This window comes from Streptomyces sp. NPDC006207 (genome assembly GCF_040613835.1).
Lineage (GTDB): Bacteria > Actinomycetota > Actinomycetes > Streptomycetales > Streptomycetaceae > Actinacidiphila.
This window is the reverse complement of sequence record NZ_JBEXSX010000009.1, coordinates 93364-108413: the sequence shown is the minus strand read 5'-3', so window position 1 is coordinate 108413 and position 15050 is coordinate 93364. Positions and strand designations below refer to the sequence as shown.

Genomic DNA, 15050 nt, shown 5'->3' with positions numbered 1-15050 from the left:
CCGCCCGTGCCCGGCGCACCGGATGGTGCGCCGGGCCACGCGGGGCTACCACCAGATGACGACGTATCCGGGGCCGCCGTTCTCGCCGGTGGTGATGGGGCCGGCGGTGCGTGCGCCACCTGATCCGCCGATGCCCGCACCCTGGGGCGCCGGCTGGATGATGCCGTCCACCGCAGGACGGCCTCCCTGACCACCCGGCGCACCGATCGGACCAATCAGCGTGCCGTTTGCGCCGTTGTTGCCTTGGCGGACCGTGCCCTGGCCGGGGCAGGAGGCTGTGCCGCCGGCGCCACCGGCTGTAATTCCCCCGAGCGCGCCGCCACCGGCGGTTACGACCTCGCTGAGACCGTTGTCCACCGTGCTGGGTGTGCCGGGGAAGCCGCTTGCGGGCCCGCCCGCTCCTCCTGTGCCGACGTCTACCGCGACCGGTGTGCCCGGCTGGACGGTGAGGACGCACCAGGCGAAGCCCCCGGCGCCGCCACCGCCTCCGGTGCGGGCGAAATCGCCTCCTCCACCGCCCCCGCCGGCGCCCCATGCCTGCACGAAGACCGTGGTGACATCGGCGGGCGGCATGAATTGACCGTCGCTCTGGAAGTCCATCAGGCCGTGAGCCGGGGCGACACCGGGCAGGCCCTGGGGTCCGGCAGGTCCGGCAGGTCCGGCAGGTCCGGCGGGTCCGGCAGGTCCCTGCTGGCCGGTCTCGCCCGGAAGTCCCTGCGGCCCGGCGGGTCCAGCAGGGCCAGCAGGACCAGCAGGGCCGGGAGGCCCGGGCGGGCCGGGAGGTCCGGGAATGCCGGGGCGGCCCGGGTGACCATGGCCCGGGCGGCTGGGGCAGTAACCGGGGAAGTACGGGAAGAGGAAGCACGGGTCAGCGAGCCCGACTTGAGCGTCAGGCTTCACGGCGGCAGCCTCGCCACCATCGGCGTACGCGGCACCTGTCAGAGCACTGGACGCCAGGGCCACGCTCACGGCCCCCGCCCAAAACGCCCGAGGTATGGCTATTCGAGACAACACGTCACCTCCAGGAAGGGGCCCGCAGCGGGCGGCAGCCGCCGCTACTGGCAGAGAGGAGCGGTCATCAACAGCCGCGAGCCCAAAGAAAGAGTCGCTCTCCGTGTCGAGCTGCGCACACTGAGTGGCCGACCGGGTGAGTCCCGCGGGGCCACTGGCCTAGCTCGGCTTCCCGCATCGTTCGCATGACGGTCTGGCTATGCTAGGCGGACAGCGTCGCTGGTTATGGGCCGGACGGATCGTGATCGATCACTGGAGATCCGTCCCATGCCGGAGTTCGAGCTTCCCGAGGACATCACTTCCCTCGACGACGATGCGCTGGCAGCGGCCCTCGATGGGGCCCGCGGCGCTTTCGCGCAGCTGTCCGCCGCCGACAACGTCACCCCCGATGGCCTGGTCCGCATGCGCGAGCTGGCGGCCGGTGTCGAAGCCATCCGCACCGAGCAGGCCGCCCGGGTCACGGCCGCCGAAGAGGCCGCCGCGGAGATCGAGGCCCTGGCCGCGCAGGTCCGCGGCGACGAGGGCGGCGCGGAGACCGAGGTTGAGCCGGAGCCGGTGGTCGAGCCGGCCACCGCCGCCGCTGTGGAGCCTCCGGCGCCCGTGGAGCCGGAGCCGGTCCCGCAGGCGCAGACCGCGTCGATGGCGCGCCGCTCCCTGAACCTGTCGCACGTCCGGCAGCGTCAGCCCCGTGTCCTGCCGGAGCCCCCGGCCCCGACCACGTCCATCACCGCGGCGGTCGACGTCCCCGGCTACACCCCGGGCTCGGCTCTGGAGTTCGGCCAGATCACCGCCGGGATCATCTCCCGCGCGAACGCCCTCAAGACGGCGGGCGGCGGCGTCGGGCAGGTCATCTCCTACCGGCACCCGTACCCGCAGGAGCTGATCGTCACCGACTCCTCGTCGGCCCCGGAGGGCACCGAGGTTGCGATGCGCGCGGCCGACCAGCGGCGCCTGCCGCAGAGCAACCTTGTCGCGTCCGGCGGCTGGTGCGCCCCGTCCGAGACGCTGTACGAGATCACCGACGTGTCCTGCCCGGACATGCTGTGGGACCTGCCCGAGGTGCAGCTTGCCCGCGGTGGCCTGCGCTACTACAAGACCCCGTCGCTGGACGTCGGCGCGCTGACCTGGGTCCACACCGAGGCCGACGACATCTCCGGCGCCACGAAGCCCTGCTTCAAGGTGCCGTGCCCGGACCCGGTCGAGGTCCGCTGTGACGCGGTCGGTGTCTGCCTCGAGGCGGGCATCCTGACGCAGCGCCACTTCCCCGAGCTGGTCTCCTGGTACCTCCGCAACACGATGGTGGCCCACGAGATCCGCATCCGCTCCGAGCTGTGGACGCAGGCCATCGCCCTCGCCACGCCGGTCGCCATCCCCGCCACCTTCGGCGCCGTGTCGGCGATCTTCGCCGCGGTTGCGCTGCAGGCCGCCGACATGATCGAGCGCCACAGCTTCTGTGACTCGATCTCGCTGGAAGTCGTCTTCCCGTGGTGGTCGCGGAACCTGTTCCTCGCCGACATCGCCCGCCGTAACGGCGTCAGCATCGACGAGGTCTCCAACGCCGACGTGCAGGACGTGTTCAGCCCGCTCGGCGTCCGCATCCAGTGGGCCCGCAACCTGACCCCGGCCGTGCCGACCGACATCGGCGGCGCCACCCCCGCCACGGCCTGGCCGGACGAGGTCTCGTTCCTGATCTACCCGGCCGGCCAGCTCCAGCTGGGCCGCGGCGAAGAGGTCAACCTCGGCGTCATCCACGACAGCACGAAGTTCTCCACGAACGACTACACCGCGCTGTTCGCGGAGGAGTGCATCGCGCTCATCGACCGCTCCGTCGACACGCGGTACGTCACCGTCCCGGTCTGCCCCTCGGGCACCACCGGCGGCCAGCAGCTCCTGACCTGCCCCGCAGTCTGATCCCTGCCCGCCCCAGTCGTGCCGGGCCCGTCCGAGGCGCGGGCCCGGCACACCCCTATGAACACGGAGGCGAGCAGTGGCCGCAGGTCTGCGAAGGTACGTCGAGGCCATCCCCGGCACCGCGCTCCCGCACGGCATCCTCAACACGTGCACGGACGTCCGCGACGTCGACGACGTCCACGAGCTGCTGGGTGTCGAGTGGCTCGCGCTGGGCTGCTGCCCCGTCCAGGTGTGGCAAGACCCGTGCATCAACGATGACGAGTCCCCGGGCGCCCCGGCACAGAAGACGTTCTGCCGCCCCGAGCTGGAGCACGCCGAGCCCATCACGGTGTACGCCGGGTCGGAGTGCTCCACGATGGGCTGGACCTACGCCGAGGCCCGCGCCCACGCCGAGGCGTCGCTGGAGCTCGGCGAGCAGCAGGCCGTAGAGGCCGGGTTCTGGACGCAGCACCTCGCGACGAGCGCCGTCGACCTCACCCCGGCCGAGGGTCCGGTGAACATCGCGCAGGGCGTCGCCGCCCTTGAGGGCTGCCTCGCCGAGTCGTACGGCGGCGTCGGCACCCTCCACGTCCCGGCCGGCGCGGCCGCCCTGCTGGGCTGCTGCAACCTCGTCCGCGAGGACCCCGCCAGCGGCTCCCTGCGGACCCTTGCCGGAAACTGCACGATCATCGGCGCCGGGTACTCGGCGATGAACACCGGCCCCGGCAACATCCCGGCCGACCCGGGCACCGCCTGGCTGTACATCACCGGTCCGGTCGTTGTCCGCCGGGGCCCGACCGTGACCGTGCCCGACCAGCCCGGCCAGTCCGTCAACATCCGCAACAACGACCGGCGCGTTCTGGTCGAGCGGACCTATGTCGTCGCCACGACCTGCGTCGTGTGCGCCATCTCGGTGGTGACTTGCCCGTGAGCAGCAGGAACCTCATCCACATTCAGCCGACCAGGGACCGCCGTGTCGGCTTCGCCCGCTGGGCCGTGGCGCAGCGCCCGAAGGTCGGCACCGTCGGCCCGCACACGTTCGCCGTCCCGGCCCGCCTCTTCCCCGACATCGCGGAGGAGCTGCTGATCGGCGCTGTCGTCGACGGACGGCCGTACGTGTCACCTGATGAGCCGCAGGCGGCAGCGGTCCCGGAGAGGGAGGGGATCCCCGGAGAGCCGCTGCCGCCTGTCCCGGACTCGGCGTACGGGCCGGATGCGGTGCCGCTGCCGCCGCCGGACTTCGCGCCGCTGGAGGACGCGCCCGCCGACGATGACGCCAACGACAGTGACAGGAGCGACGCAAGCCCGGACGAAGGGCCCAACTCCGACGGCAGGTTCGCGTGCGGCGGCTGCCCGCGCGACTTCTCCACGAAGCGCGGGCGGGACCTCCACCAGCGCCAGGCACACCCGGAGGCGTAACCCATGCCCGTTGAGCCGGTCCCCTGTGCCCCTGGAGGGGGCAGCACCCCGGTAGAGGTCACCACCTGCTGCGCGCCGTCAATCGCCTCGGCGGCGCTGTGCCGTGCGGACGGCTCGACGGTCCTCCTCGTCGTCCGGTCCGGCTGCGTCGAGTGCGGCGAGGCCGCGCCGGATCCTGAGGTCGTCGGCTGGATCGACGCCGCCACCGGCACGTTCACCGCCGGGCCTCCGCCTGCCGATGCCGGGCCGTGCGAGTCCGGGTGCGCCGACATCGTGCCGCGCGACCTGTGCGACGACACCGACGGCGACGGCCAGGCCGACACCGAGTACAGCGAGCTGTGGTGCGTCCGCGCCGACGGCACAGCCGAGCTGCTGCTGACGTACCAGGGCGACCCGTCCACGCCCTACGTGCCGGTCTCGCCCGTGCCCTGCGCCGGCGAGTGCATCGACACCGTGTGCCGCCAGCGGTGCGACGACACCGACGGCGACGGTCAGGCCGACGCCACGTACAGCGAGCTGTGGTGCATCCACGAAGACGGCTCCGCCGAGCTCGTCCTCACCTACCAGGACGACCCGTCGGTGCCGTACGTGCCGACCGCGCCGGTCGACTGCACCTACGGGTGCCCCGAGTCGGAGACGGTGACGCTATGCGACGACACCGGCCCGTTCCTGCGCCGCTACAGCTTCCTCAACGGGACGGCAACGTACGAGGACGTCGCCCTCGACGGGCAGACCCCGCACGTCGTCACCGGCACCGTCGGCGTTTGTGAGACTGACACCTCTTCGGACTGCGTCGACACCGTCTGTCGCCAGCGCTGCGACGACACCGACGGCGACGGCCAGCCCGACGCCACCTACAGCGAACTGTGGTGCGTCCACGCGGACGGCACCGCGGAGCTCGTCCTCACCTACCAGGACGACCCGTCGGTGCCGTACACGCCAGTCGCCCCGGTCGACTGCGAGTACGCCAACGAGACGACCGAAGTCCTGACCCTGTGCGACGACACCGGGCCGTTCCTGCGCCGTTACTCCTGGCTCGGCGACACCGCCAGCTTCGAGGACGTCGAGCTGGACGGCGTCACCCCGCACGTCGTCACCGGCACCCCAGGTGTCTGTGCCGCCCAGGCCGAGTGCGAGGCAGCTACGACCCCGGCGGCGACGCTCGGCCTGTGCCTTGCGGATGGCACGCCGATTGCGGTCATCGTCACCCGTGACTGCGCGGGCACCGTCACACAGGACGGCTGGCTCAACCTCACCACCGGCGCCTACAGTGCGGGCGCGCCTCCGGCCGGGGCGCAGGCGTGCGGCGACTCCCGGGCGTTCGAGCTGGCAGGGCTGCTGTGCGACGTCGACCCGGCCACGGGCGACGTCCTCGGCCTGGTCCTCGTCGAGTACCAGTACAACCCGGACGGGTCGCTGTCCTCGGTGCGCCTGGTCGACCCCGCCACCGGCACCACGTACACGCTGCAGGGCGAGCTGAGGATCTGCCCGGGCGGGGCCGCCTCGAACGCCGCCGACCAGGACCTGACGGTCCTGTGCGACGTCCGGCCGGACGGTTCCTCGGTGCCGTTCGTGCGGGACTTCCGGCGCGACCCCATCACCGGAGCGGTCACCGGGCACACGGACTACGGCCTCGACGGCGCCCCGTACACCGTGACGGGCACGGTCGGCGTCTGCCCGGCCTCGGCCGACGAGCCCGGCGTGGACGTCGAACTGCTGCCGATGTGCGTTGTCGACAACGCCAGCGGCGGGATCATCCAACGCATCCTCGCCGAAGTCCGGTACGACACCGAGAGCGGCGACCGGCTGTCGGTCAACTACGTCGACCCGCTCACCTGGGGCCCGGTCGCGATGCCCGGCGGTACCCACCTGGATGTGTGCCCCGAGGAGCAGCCGGAGCCCTCGCCGGACGTCGCGGTCATCCCGCTCTGCGACGTCGTCGGCGGGGCTGATCCGGTCCCGTTTCTGCGGCACTTGGTCTACCTGCCCGGCGCGGCTACCCCCACGGTCCTGGACACTGGCCTGGACGGGGTCACGCCATATGCCCCGGCCGGGACCGTCGGCACGTGCTCGACGCCGGCGGAGGACTGCCGGGACTCCAGCACACTGCTCCTGTGTGACCTGCCCACCGACGGCGACCCTGCGCCGACCGTCACAGACACCCCTGGGGGGCCGTACTACCCGTACACCACGGGCGTGGCCATGCCCGGGGCTCAAACCCTTTGGGACGGCGGCACGCTCGTCTTCCCGGACGCGGCGGGTCCGCAGCCGGGAACGGGCGGAACCGTACGCACCGCCGCGGCGGTCATCCAGGCGCCGCGGCCAGTGTGCGACGCCGGCACCGCCCGCGTGACGGTGCAGGTCGACGTCACCCAGCTCGGCCCCGACAACGGCTGCCGGAACAGTGGCTTCCTCGGCCTCTACAACGGCCCCGGCGACACGAACCGGGTAGCCCTGGCGCTCGCCCCGCTCGACACGCCCGCCGGGTGGTCCGGAACGCTCACCGCCGAAGCCGACGTCCCCGCCGCCGATCTCGCCGCCGGGAACATCGTCGCCCTGGTCGCGTTCGACGCCTACGACGACAGCGGCGCCACCTGCCCGCCGCCGCGCCGCACCGCCTGGCAGCTCTCCGCGTTCACCGCCACCACGGCGTACGACCAGACCGGATGCGACACCCAGTTCCTCCGCACCGTCACCGTCGACTGCGAGACCGGCGCGGTCACCGCCGTCGCAGACACCACCCTCGACGGGCAGCCCTACACGCTCACCGGCGAGCCCGGCCAGTGCACCCCGACTGGCAGCGGCGGCACGGTCGTCGAGCCGTGCGGGGACACCGAGGTCGTCCAGCTCTGTGACCTGACCTACGACCCGCAAGCCCCGATCCCGACCCCGGCCGGCGACTTCACGCTGACCGGGAACGTGGTGGCCGCCAACAACGGCACGACCCTGTGGTTCGCCCAGGCCAACCAGCCGGCTGACGGTGTCGCCGAACTCCTCGTCTCCGGGCTGCTCCCGGCCACGCTGTACGAGTTCCGGTTCGCGTCCGCGTGGGTCGGCGCGGGAGGCTCCGACCCGGTCGGCAACGCCGCGATCTACCGGCTGGATGTCCTCGACGGCGCAACGGTGCTCGCCACGCGGACGCGGAACGTCTCCAACGGGTCGAACGTGTTCCCCGGCGGTGTGCTGTCCGAGGACATGCCTCCGTTGGCGTTCATCGCCCCCGCAACGGGCGCGGTCACGATCCGGTTCACCGACCAGACGACCGGCGGGCCGATCAACGACCGCGACCTGTTCCTCACGCCGCTGGAGGTGCGGACGGCGGTACTGACCGTCACGCGGACACCGTTCCTGCGGCGCTTCACCTTCGACTGCGACGGCGGCCTCACCTCGACCCAGGACCTCGGCCTGGACGGCACCACGCCGTACGTTGTGGAGGGTGAGGCAAGCAACTGCGCCGGTGACGGCACGGCTGCCGGGTCGGTAACGCCGTGCGACGTGCAGAACGTCCTCGAGCGCTGCCGGTGCGACGACACCGACGGCGACGGCCTCGCCGACACCGAATACCTGGACCTGTTGGGCGTCGACTGTGACGGCCAGCTCACCAGCCTCGGCACCTACCTGCCGGACCTCTCAGCCCCGTACACCCCGGTCGCCCCGGTCGACTGCGAGCAGGTCGACGAAGGCGCGGACCCGGCTGTCGGCGTCCAGGCGCACCGGATCGAACTCAGCTCCGGAGCCTCCTGGGACGCCACTGCGGTGGTGGCCCTCCAGTCCGTGACCGCCGTCGCGCACGGCGGCACCGGAACGATCACCACCAGCGACGGGGCCAGCACCCTGCACACCGGCGAGGCGGCCACCTGGAGCGTCGCCCGCGCCGAGGACGCCGCCCTGACCGGCCCGCTCACCATCACCGCCGATAGCGGCACCGTCACCGTCACGTGGACCCAAGGAGTGACCCTGTCATGAGTGGATGCTGCGGGCAGGGGCCCGTCATTGTCTCGGGGGCGGCCGCCACGCCCCGCGTGGACGTGGAGACCGTCCTGCTGTGCGATGTCCTGCCGGACGGCACGGTCGCCGGCGTCGCGCTGGTTGAGCCGATCTACGACACGAACACCGGTGACCGGGTCGGCACGCGCACCGTCAACCCGGTCACTGGCGCCGCGTACACCCCGGTCGGCACTCTCCAGCCCTGCCAGCCGGACGGCTGCAACGCCACCACGTCCGCGCTGGTCCTGTGCGACGAGGCCCCCGACGGCACCCTGACGCACTTCGTGCGGGCCACCACCTACGACTGCGAGGGCGCGCTCCTCGGCACCCTGGACCGCACCCTCGACGGCGCCGACTACACCGTCACCGGCACGGTCGGCGCCTGCCCGTCTTCCCCGGACTGCGAGTCGCCGACCACCCCGACCGCCACGGTCGGACTGTGCCTCGCCGACGGGACCCCGATCGCCGTCACTGTGGTCCGGGACTGCGACGGCGTGGTCACCTCCGAGGGCTGGATCAACCTGACCACCGGCGCGTTCTCCGCCGGGGCGCCCCCGGCCGGCACCGTGGCGTGCGGCGACTCCCAGAGCGTCCAGGTCTCGGGGACGTTCTGCGACGTGGACGGCACCGGCGAGGTCGTCGGCCTGGTCCTGATCGAGTACAGCTACGCGGCGGACGGCACGATCGACTCCGTCCGCCTCGTCGACGCGACCACCGGCGGCACCTACACCCCGACCGGCACGATCACCACGTGCCCGGTCGGGGTCGAGCAGCCGGAGCAGGACCTCGTCCAGCTCTGCGATGTCGCCGTCGACGGCACGTCGACCGCGTTCATCCGGGACTACCGGCGTGACGAACTCGGCGCGATCACCGGCCACTCGGATTACCTCCTGGACGGCACGGCGTACGTCCCGACGGGCACCGTCGGCGTCTGCCACGCGGAGTGCCGGAACTCCTCCACGGTCCTCGTGTGCGACGTGCCCGCCGACTCCTCGTCGGAGATCACGCCGACGATGGTGGACAGCAACGTCGCCGCGGTCGGGCAGACCCAGTTCCAGAACCACCCCGGCCCCTACACGGCCCTGTGGTCGGGTGGCACGTTCGCCTATCCGGCCGGGCCCGGACCGGCCCAGCAGCACCTCAGCGCCGTCGGCCAGATCACGGCCGACATGAGCGCCTGTGATGGGGCATCCGGCACGCTGACGATCTCTGTCCGCGTCCGCAACAACGGCCCGGACACCGGCCAGGCATGGGACGGCGCGCTGCGCCTCTTCCGGGGCACGACGGCCATCGCCACGCACAACGCGCTGGAGTGGGCGCCGGTCGGCTGGCAGGGGACGCTCACCGTATCCGCGCCCGTCACGGCCGCCGACATCGCCGCCGGCGACATCCGGGTGGCGCTGATCCTGGAGACCTACCACCTCGGCGCCAAGTCGTGGACGGCCGACCAGTTCGACGCCTCCCTCGTGCTGGAGGGCTGCGAAGCCACCAGCAGCACCCAGTTCCTCCGGACGCTGGTCACGGACTGCGTGACCGGTGACGTCGTCTCCACCACGGACACGACCCTGGACGGCGCCCCCTACACCGTCACCGGCGAGGTCGGCCAGTGCTCGCCCACCGAGGCGCCCGCCGAGTGCCGGAACTGCGAGGCCGTCGTCCTGTGCGACACGGTCGACGGCGCCGACCCGGTCAGCTTCCTGCGCACCGTGTGCCGGGACTGCACCGGCGCGGTCATCAGCGTCCTGGACACCGACCTCGGCGGCACCGCCCCCTACGCGGTGACGGGCACGGTCGGCGCGTGCGCCGAGCCGTGCGTCACGGAGTCGTCGCTCGTCCTGTGCGACTCGACGCCGGTCGACCTCGGGCCGCTCCTGACGTTCACCGACACCGACCCGACGCCGCTGTTCCAGCCGAACCCGCCCGACGGCAACGTGAAGCGGGTCAACCTGGCACCCGGACAGCCGTTCTGGGACGGCGGCGCCGTCACCTTCGCCCCGCCTGTCGGCGGCGAGGGCACGGGCAACTCGGGCACGCACCGGTACATCGCCGCCAGCATCGGCGCCGCTGCGGTGGAGTGCCCGCCGTGCGGCCCGGCCGGCGACGTCACGATCACCGTCACGGGCCGCGCCTGCAACCAGGGCCCCGTCCTTGGCGTGCTCACCTGCGGCCGGTGGCGGATCGTGGACGCCAGCACCACCCCGGCGACCACGCTCGCGAACTTGACGCTGTCCAACGTCGGCGCGTCCGGGAACTTCCCGTCCTGCCGCGACCTCACGGCCACCGCCACCGTCTCGTACGACAAGCTGCTGTCCGGGGACCTGGCCGTTTCGCTGGACCTGGAGACCCACGACGAGAACGGCGGCGAGAAGACGTGGATCGCCGACCAGTTCGCGGTCACCGCCACCCTCGCCCCCGCCGCGGGCTGCGGCACCCAGTTCCTCCGCACCATCCGGACCGCGTGCTCCACCGGCACGGTCCTGTCCGTCACGGACACCGACCTGGACGGCGCCCCGTACACGGTGAGCGGCGACGTCGCCCAATGCGTGCCCCCCACCACGAGCTGCGGCAGCAGCGAGTGCCGCGACTGCGAAACGCTGGTGCTGTGCGATGTGCCCACCGCCGCGCCGGTCACGATCACCGGGACCGCCGCATCCGGCACCCTGTCCAACGGCGTCGGCTGGACGTCCACCGGCGCCACGAACACCACGGCGATGGCGGCCAACCTCAGCAACGCTGACGGCTCCTGGTGGGGACTGCATTCCTTCCCCCACGCCGTCACAGCACCGACAAAGTGGACGTTCTCCCGGCCCTCGATCGTGGAGTTCTCGGTATACGTCCGCTACTTCGCGACGGACCCGACGATCAGCCACGCACAGCTCCCGCCGGGGCTGGAAGTCGTGAGCCTGCCGGACGGCTACTCCTACAACGAGACCACCGGAGTCCTGACCCGCACCTCGGACGCCGCACCGACCGACCCGTGCTCGTACGTGACGGACCCGCGGATCGCGAGCAGCGCCCGGTTCCGTACTGCCAGTGCGGTCACCTCCTTCACCACCGCACCGGCGCCCAACAGCCGCGTCGCCGCGTGCGGCGTGTTCTTCACCTACTGGGCCGGCGCCGTGTCGGTCCTGCCCGGAGGGCCGTTCCTTCGGCAGATCTGCCGCTCCTGTGACGGCACCGCCACCGTCACGGACACCCTCCTCGACGGCATCACCCCCTACACGGTGGCCGGGATCGCCGGGGTGTGCGAGCCTCCCGCGCCGCCCGAGCCGGAGTCCTGCTGCCAGCCGGTCCAGGTCTGCATCCAGCAGGACCCGACGCAGGAAGTCGAGTTCATCTCCAACGAGGGCCACCTGAACGACAACTCGGTGGACCCGGTGTGGAAGTGGACCACGGACCTGACGGCGGCCAATCCGCCCTGGTACGACATGTACGAGTTCCAGTACTCGGGCGCGTGGTCGGTCGTGGACTCCGACACCGCCCGCCCGGCGTGGTGGGTGAGCCCGCACCCGAACGGCGCCTCCGCGCAGTCCAGCCCTGCCCAGCCGAACGAGGGGCCGTCGCTCCTCAACGCGCACTGGTACCCCCGCGCGTTCTTCGACCTGCCGGACAACGCCGACCCGGCGACCATCCAGATCCAGGCCACGGTGTTCAACGCCGACCAGATCGGCCGCGCGTTCCGCCTCAACAACGGTGCCTGGCAGAGCCTGCCGGCGACGGCCACGCACAACGGGACGACGTACACGTTCGGCCCCGCCACCATCCCGGGCGCGCAGGCCGGACGGAACTTCCTCTACCTCGACGTGGAGGAGACCGTCGGCGGCGGCTCCGGCCTGATGGTGCACCTCAAGGTCACGTACGAGGTCATCCCCGAGACCCGCTCCTGGACGCGGATGGTCTGCTGCGATGACTCGCTCTACTACCTGGACGAGGACGGGCAGCGCCAGGACGCCGTCCCGGACGGCTGGCATGTGGCACCATGCGCTGGCGCGGCAGGCGGCAGCACCACCGACTGCGCCAAGCAGGTGGTGGAGCGGTGCGGCTGTGACGACACCACCGGCGACGGCATCGGTGACGTCATGTACACCGAGCTGTGGGCCGTCGACCCCTGCGGCGGCGCCGCCCCGGTCCTCCTCGGCACCTACCTGGACGGCGACCCGTCCCAGCCGTACACGCCCGTCGCCCCGGTGGAGTGCACCGTCGAGGAGGACGCCGCACCGAGCCCGCTGAGCACGGGCGTGCGCGCCGTGACGGGCACCGTAGCCCAGAACCTCGCCGGGAGCTTCCCCGGCCTGCAGAGCGTCAGCCTGACCGTCCTGGCGGGCGCGGTGAACGTGACCATGACGGACGGCAGCGCCGTGCCGATCCCGGCCGGGACCACGATGACGTGGTCCGTCGCCAAGGACGAGGACAGCGCCCTGGCGGCGGCCTCCTTCGCCGGCGCCTCGGCCGCCGCCTCCTACCTCCTGAACTACACCTTCCGCTGACCCGCCCGGGGCCGCCGCCCACGCCCTGGGCGGCGGCCCCTCCAGCCGTGAGGAGACAAGCCGTCATGAGTGACGAGCCCACCCCGAACCCCCGCTACTTCGCCAAGCAGGGGGAGGGCGTCCAGGTGGTCTACAACCTGCGGGACGCCGCGCCTTACCTGGATCTCGGATACGAGGAGGTGGACGAAGCCGCCTACCTGGCGAGCCTGCCCACCGCCGCCGACGCCTCGACTGTGGACGGTGACTGATGGCCGGTAAGTGCTGCGGCGGCGGAACCATGGTCGTGCGCTCCGGCTCCTCGGCGGCCACCGTCGACCCCGCGCCCTGCAACGCGCTGACCGAGTCGGCGAGCGGCCTCCTCGTGCCGTCCGTCGCCCTCCAAGGCATCGCCCCCGGCGGCGCCGTCTCCGCCGAGCGCTCCGTGGACGTGGACGTGACCGCCCCGGCGGCCGGCGCCTGCCCCGCAACCTGGCAGGTCGGGGCGCGGCTCACGCCCGTGCTCGGGGAGTCCTTCCTCCCGGCCATCGTGGACCTGGTCCCCGTCGCCAACGACACCTGGGTGAACACCGGCCTGACGGTGGTGCTCCCCGAGGCCGGCGTCTACGAGGTCACCGCGACCGTGCGATCCTCCATCGCCCGAGGGGCGGTCACCACGCCGTTCGCCGTCAACATCTCCGCCCGCCTGTTCAACCTCACCGGCGGCAACGCCATCCCGAACACGGACTACACCGTGCAGCAGGTCAACGAGGCATCCCCGAGCAGCGGCCAGACCACGCAGGTCGCGCTCTCCACCTTCCACAAGTTCGTGACAGCAACGGGGCCGACGACCATCGGCATCCAGGCCAACCGGAACACCATCAACGGCGCGGCGGTGAACGTCACCGCCATCCAGACGGGAAACACCCGCCTGGGCTTCACAAAGATCAGCGACTGATGACCGGTACGGATGCCGCGCTGCGCGGCGGGGCGATGGCGCTGGACCCGGCCGGATGTAACGCCCTCCAGCAGACGGCGGGCGGGCTCCTCATGCCGCGCGCAGTCCTCCAAGGCATCGCCCCCGGTGGCGCGGTCTCGGCCACCCGCTCGGTCGACGTCGACGTTCAGGCACCGGCCGCTGGCGCCTGCCCGGAGACCTGGACGGTCGGGGCGCGCCTCACCCCCGTCAGCGGTGAAGCGTTTGGGGCAGACACGGATCTCCAAGCCGCTGCATCCGGGACATGGGTGGCGACCGGTGCGCAAGTCGTGCTGCCCGAGGCCGGGACGTACGCCCTGTCCGCAGACCTCTATTCGCACATCGCAGCGACCACGCCGTGGGCGGTGGCGATCAACGCCCGTCTGTTCAACGTCACGGCGGGGGCACCCGTGCCCGGCACCAACCGGCGGATCCAGTTCGGCAACATCAACGATCCCGGCGGTGGCACGGTGATGTCCCTGCAGAACGCTGGCAGCCTCAACACGTTCCTCACCGTCACCGGAGCGACGACGATCCGCGTGGAAGGGCAGCGGCAGCACGTCGGCTTCAACGACTCCACCCAGGCCCTCCTAGCAGGGCCACGCCTCGGCTTTGTGAAGGTGAGCGATTGATGGCCGGAAGTTGCGGCGGGCGCACGTACCGCGTCGACGCACCCGTGGACCCTGCGCCGTGCAACGCCCTAACCCGGACGGTGGGCGGGCTCCTCGTGCCGCGCGCCGTCCTCCAGGGCATCGCCCCGGGCGGGGCAGTCGGCACGGCGCGCTCCGTAGACATCGACGTCCAGGCACCGGCCGCCGGAGCCTGCCCGGAGACCTGGACCGTGGGCGCCCGGCTCACAACCGTCTCCGGGCAGACCTCCGGGGTCGTGGCCCTGGACGGGGCTCCCGCCAACACGTGGGTTCCCGTCACCGGGGCGCAACTGGTGCTCCCCGAGGCCGGCGTCTACGAGGTGGTCGCCGACGTACAGGGGTCCATCGCGTGGGGAGCCGGCGTCACCAACGCCATCATCGACGCCCAGATCTTCAACGTCACGGCCGGTGCCGCGATCCCGCTGAGTGCACGGCGCATCATCCTGTTCACCGACCAGAACGCCACCGGCACGAACGGCATCCAGGCCAACGCCTCCGCCGGGGCGCTGTACCAGGTGGCCGGCCCGACAACGATCCGGGTTGAGGGGTCCTGGCGTACCGACTCCGGAATCACCTCCCAGAAAGTCGTCTGGGCCACGAACTTCCGCTTCCGAAAGGTCAGCGACTAGTGATCGGCACGGAGGCGACATCGGC

The 15050-nt window shown here is 71.9% G+C and carries 11 protein-coding genes; 9 read left to right on the top strand and 2 right to left on the bottom strand.

Features of this window, described 5'->3' with window-relative positions; genetic code table 11:
* Nucleotides 1–45: 45 nt before the first annotated feature.
* Together ABZ312_RS09550 and ABZ312_RS09545 are read right to left on the bottom strand one after the other, a co-directional pair.
* Entirely contained in the window at nt 46–600 is a 555-nt protein-coding gene (locus tag ABZ312_RS09550; protein WP_500437032.1) for a glycine-rich domain-containing protein, read from the bottom strand.
* Nucleotides 600–815, bottom strand: coding sequence for a hypothetical protein (locus ABZ312_RS09545; RefSeq protein WP_500324215.1), 216 nt, complete (start codon nt 813–815; stop codon nt 600–602). The genes ABZ312_RS09550 and ABZ312_RS09545 overlap by 1 nt, the downstream gene beginning before the upstream one ends.
* A 463-nt stretch (nt 816–1278) precedes the next feature.
* Between ABZ312_RS09545 and ABZ312_RS09540 the strand changes: the two genes are divergently transcribed.
* The 9 genes from ABZ312_RS09540 (at nt 1279) to ABZ312_RS09500 (ending at nt 15025) form a co-directional block, all read left to right on the top strand.
* The gene (locus ABZ312_RS09540) at nt 1279–2922 is read left to right on the top strand and encodes a major capsid protein (protein ID WP_500324216.1); all 1644 of its coding nucleotides are present in this window, start codon (nt 1279–1281) and stop codon (nt 2920–2922) included.
* Nucleotides 2923–2998: 76 nt separating this feature from the next.
* Nucleotides 2999–3832, top strand: a complete 834-nt coding sequence (locus ABZ312_RS09535; protein WP_500437030.1) for a cupin — start codon at nt 2999–3001, stop codon at nt 3830–3832.
* Nucleotides 3829–4320, top strand: coding sequence for a hypothetical protein (locus tag ABZ312_RS09530; RefSeq protein WP_500437028.1), 492 nt, complete (start codon nt 3829–3831; stop codon nt 4318–4320). The genes ABZ312_RS09535 and ABZ312_RS09530 overlap by 4 nt, the downstream gene beginning before the upstream one ends.
* Nucleotides 4321–4323: 3 nt before the next feature.
* Nucleotides 4324–8286, top strand: a complete 3963-nt coding sequence (locus tag ABZ312_RS09525) for a hypothetical protein (RefSeq protein WP_500437027.1) — start codon at nt 4324–4326, stop codon at nt 8284–8286.
* Nucleotides 8283–12794, top strand: coding sequence for a hypothetical protein (locus ABZ312_RS09520; protein WP_500437025.1), 4512 nt, complete (start codon nt 8283–8285; stop codon nt 12792–12794). The genes ABZ312_RS09525 and ABZ312_RS09520 overlap by 4 nt, the downstream gene beginning before the upstream one ends.
* Before the next feature lie 65 nt (nt 12795–12859).
* Nucleotides 12860–13042, top strand: coding sequence for a hypothetical protein (locus ABZ312_RS09515; protein ID WP_500437023.1), 183 nt, complete (start codon nt 12860–12862; stop codon nt 13040–13042).
* Nucleotides 13042–13728, top strand: coding sequence for a hypothetical protein (locus ABZ312_RS09510; RefSeq protein ID WP_500437022.1), 687 nt, complete (start codon nt 13042–13044; stop codon nt 13726–13728). Before ABZ312_RS09515 ends, ABZ312_RS09510 begins: the two co-directional genes overlap by 1 nt.
* Nucleotides 13728–14378 (top strand): hypothetical protein, encoded by a 651-nt coding sequence (locus tag ABZ312_RS09505; RefSeq protein ID WP_500437020.1) that lies wholly within the window; start codon nt 13728–13730, stop codon nt 14376–14378. Before ABZ312_RS09510 ends, ABZ312_RS09505 begins: the two co-directional genes overlap by 1 nt.
* The gene (locus ABZ312_RS09500) at nt 14378–15025 is read left to right on the top strand and encodes a hypothetical protein (protein ID WP_500437018.1); all 648 of its coding nucleotides are present in this window, start codon (nt 14378–14380) and stop codon (nt 15023–15025) included. Before ABZ312_RS09505 ends, ABZ312_RS09500 begins: the two co-directional genes overlap by 1 nt.
* Nucleotides 15026–15050 lie beyond the last annotated feature (25 nt).

Excerpts from the sequence above, each read along its gene's own strand:
- ABZ312_RS09545 (WP_500324215.1), bottom strand. The coding sequence starts at position 815 with ATGGTCACCCGGGCCGCCCCGGCATTCCCGGACCTCCCGGCCCGCCCG.
- ABZ312_RS09520 (WP_500437025.1), top strand. The coding sequence starts at position 8,283 with ATGAGTGGATGCTGCGGGCAGGGGCCCGTCATTGTCTCGGGGGCGGCC.
- ABZ312_RS09510 (WP_500437022.1), top strand. The coding sequence starts at position 13,042 with ATGGCCGGTAAGTGCTGCGGCGGCGGAACCATGGTCGTGCGCTCCGGC.
- ABZ312_RS09540 (WP_500324216.1), top strand. The coding sequence starts at position 1,279 with ATGCCGGAGTTCGAGCTTCCCGAGGACATCACTTCCCTCGACGACGAT.
- ABZ312_RS09500 (WP_500437018.1), top strand. The coding sequence starts at position 14,378 with ATGGCCGGAAGTTGCGGCGGGCGCACGTACCGCGTCGACGCACCCGTG.
- ABZ312_RS09525 (WP_500437027.1), top strand. The coding sequence starts at position 4,324 with ATGCCCGTTGAGCCGGTCCCCTGTGCCCCTGGAGGGGGCAGCACCCCG.
- ABZ312_RS09515 (WP_500437023.1), top strand. The coding sequence starts at position 12,860 with ATGAGTGACGAGCCCACCCCGAACCCCCGCTACTTCGCCAAGCAGGGG.
- ABZ312_RS09550 (WP_500437032.1), bottom strand. The coding sequence starts at position 600 with ATGGACTTCCAGAGCGACGGTCAATTCATGCCGCCCGCCGATGTCACC.
- ABZ312_RS09505 (WP_500437020.1), top strand. The coding sequence starts at position 13,728 with ATGACCGGTACGGATGCCGCGCTGCGCGGCGGGGCGATGGCGCTGGAC.